Origin of the sequence: Longimicrobium sp. (assembly GCF_036387355.1) — a bacterium.
In the GTDB taxonomy this organism is placed as follows: Bacteria; Gemmatimonadota; Gemmatimonadetes; order Longimicrobiales; family Longimicrobiaceae; genus Longimicrobium.
Genome location: NZ_DASVTX010000504.1, coordinates 1 through 2,619 on the forward strand (window position 1 = coordinate 1; position 2,619 = coordinate 2,619).

Genomic DNA, 2,619 nt, shown 5'->3' on the forward strand with positions numbered 1-2,619 from the left:
CGCCGCGCACGCATCGCGTCGCCGCGGGCGAGACGTTCTACGGCATCGCACGGCGGTACGGCATCACCACGGCGCAGCTTCGCGCCGTGAACCCGGACATCAACTGGCAGGACGTGAGCACCGGGGACGTGCTGCGCCTTCCCGCCAACGCGCGCGATACGCGCGCGGCCGGCCGCTCCGGCGCGGACACGCCCGCATCCACCCGCCCGGGATCGGACACACCCGCGCGCACCGGCCCGTCCACGCCGGCGCGAGGCACGCGGACGCACACGGTGCAGGCAGGCGAGACGCTGTTCGGCATCGCGCGGCGCTACGGCGTCACCCGCGACGCCATCATCGAGGCCAACGATCTGGAAAGCGACCAGGTGCGCGTGGGCCAGAAGCTCGCGATTCCCCCCGCGCCCCGGTGAGCCGCGAACCCGTGCAGGAAGAGATGGATCTGCCCGGCTCGCGCGACGAGCGCATCCGCGTGCTGTTCGTGTGCATGGGCAACATCTGCCGGTCGCCGCTGGCGGAAGCCGTATTCCGCCACCAGGTGCGCGAGCGCGGGCTGGAAGACCGGTTCGTCATCGACTCCGCGGGCACGTCGGGCTATCACCGCGGCGCCGCCCCGGACCGCCGCAGCACGGAAACGGCGATGCGGCGCGGCATCGTGCTCGAGGGCCGCAGCCGCGCGCTGACCGCGGCGGACCTGCGCCGGTTTGATTACGTGATCGCGATGGATACGGAAAACATGGAAGGCATCCGCCTGCTGGAGGAGCGCTCCGGCGGCACCGCGCGCGTGCACCGGCTGCGCGAGTGGGATCCCGATCCGGGGCACGGCGACGTGCCCGACCCGTACTACGGCGGCCCGCGCGGCTTTGACGAGGTGCACGACATCGTGGAGCGCGGGGTGACGGGGCTGCTGGAGCACATCGTCCGCGAGCACGGGCTGGCGTGATCCCCGACGGGCTGCGGGCGGCGGTGGAGGCGCACCTGGGCCGCGTGCTTTCCGCCGAGTCAGTGGGCGGCGGGAGCATCAACCGGGCGGCCCGGCTGCGCACGGCGGACGGGCCGGTGTTCATCAAGTACCATCCGCGCTCGCCGGCGGGGATGTTCGCGGCCGAGGCCCGCGGGCTGGATGCGCTCAGGCGCGCCGCCGCGGGCCTCGTTATTCCCCGCGTGCTCGCGCGCGGCGATGCGCGGGAGGGCGTGCCGGCCTGGCTCGCGCTGGAGTGGCTGGAGCCCGCCGCCCCGTCCCCCGCGGACGACGAGCGGCTCGGCCGCGGGCTGGCGGCGCTGCACCGCTCACCCGTGGCGGGTTGGGGATGGGAGGAACCCAACTTCATCGGCTCGCTGCCGCAGGCGAACGACACGGCGTCGTCCTGGCCGGAGTTCTGGCGCCTCCGGCGGCTGGGGCCGCAACTGGACCTGGCCCGCCGCGCCGGCCGCCTCCCGGCGGCGGGATCGGAGTGGGCGCGGCTGATGGAGCGCCTCCCCGATCTGCTCGCCGCGGCGGAGGAGGACGGCCCGTCGCTGCTGCACGGCGACCTGTGGAGCGGCAACAGAATGCAGACCACGGACGGCCCGGCGCTCATCGACCCGGCCGTGTATCGCGGCCATCGCGAGGTCGATCTGGCGATGGCGGAGCTGTTCGGCGGATTCGGCGCGCGGTTCGGGGCGGCGTACCGGGAGGCGTGGCCGCTGGCGCCGGGCTACCCCACGCGGCGCGCCATCTATCAACTGTACTACCTGCTCGTGCACGTGAACCTGTTCGGCGGCGGCTACGTGGCGCAGACGGCGTCCACATTGCGCGGGGCGCTGGGGAGTTGAGGCGATGGCGAGCCTGAGCTGGCGCGGCGACTTTCCGTGGGACGCGCCCTTGGAGATCCGCTGCCCGCGCTGCGAGGGCCCGGCGCGCTGGGAAGAGCCGTTCGAGTTCATCTCCAGCGCGCGGCGGGAAGCGATCCCGGACGACGAAGCCGCGGCGCTGAAGCCGTGGAGCGGATGGCGGGTACGCGAGCGGTTTCCTTCGGTGGTGGCGTGGCAGGCGCCGAATCGCGGGGCGGGATATCAGCTGTACCGCGACGGCGTGGTGCTTTGTGACGCGTGCCACCACGTGGGGAAGCACCGGCTGCGCTGGCCGGCGGATGCGCTGTTCCGGTGGTCCATCCGCGGCGAGACGCTGTGGGCGTTCCACCGCGAGCACGCGCGCGTGCTGCTGCACTACATCGGCGGGGCGCTGCGCGATCCGTCGCGGTATCCGCGGTACGCCAAGGGGCTCCGCAAGCTCCCCGCGACCGCGATCGCCGCGCGCAACCGCGAGCGCATTGCCCGCCTGATCGAAGGAACGCTGCGCGACTTGGGGATTCCGGAGGATGTGCCCGCCGCCGCCGTGGGGCACAGCGCGCGGCGGGAGACGTGGAGGATCGTGGGGTAGGAAACTGGCGGTCGGATGCGAGGTGGAGTGCGCCCGCCGGCTGTGGCCCTCACCCGGCTCGCGAAAGCTCGCCATGCAATGCCCCCGTTCGCTGTACCAGTTATTGTGGGAGTGTGCTGGAGCTAGCAATCTCCTCGTTGTGTGTCTTGGAGTGGGGAGGCCGAAGCGCCGTAGGCGCGCAGGCCTCCCCACTCCAAGAC

General features: G+C 72.9%; 4 protein-coding genes. All 4 read left to right on the forward strand.

Annotation, left to right across the window (positions count from 1 at the left end; genetic code table 11):
• On the forward strand, positions 1-410 hold a 410-nt coding region (locus VF665_RS21945), incomplete at its 5' end, for a LysM peptidoglycan-binding domain-containing protein (protein ID WP_331055613.1).
• On the forward strand, positions 407-940 hold the full coding sequence (locus tag VF665_RS21950; protein WP_331055614.1) for a low molecular weight protein-tyrosine-phosphatase: 534 nt from the start codon (positions 407-409) through the stop codon (positions 938-940). The genes VF665_RS21945 and VF665_RS21950, both read left to right, overlap by 4 nt.
• Positions 937-1,812 (forward strand): fructosamine kinase family protein, encoded by an 876-nt coding sequence (locus VF665_RS21955; RefSeq protein WP_331055615.1) that lies wholly within the window; start codon positions 937-939, stop codon positions 1,810-1,812. Before VF665_RS21950 ends, VF665_RS21955 begins: the two co-directional genes overlap by 4 nt.
• A gap of 4 nt (positions 1,813-1,816) precedes the next feature.
• Complete coding sequence (locus tag VF665_RS21960; RefSeq protein ID WP_331055616.1) at positions 1,817-2,419, forward strand: hypothetical protein; 603 nt, start codon at positions 1,817-1,819, stop codon at positions 2,417-2,419.
• Positions 2,420-2,619: the final 200 nt, after the last annotated feature.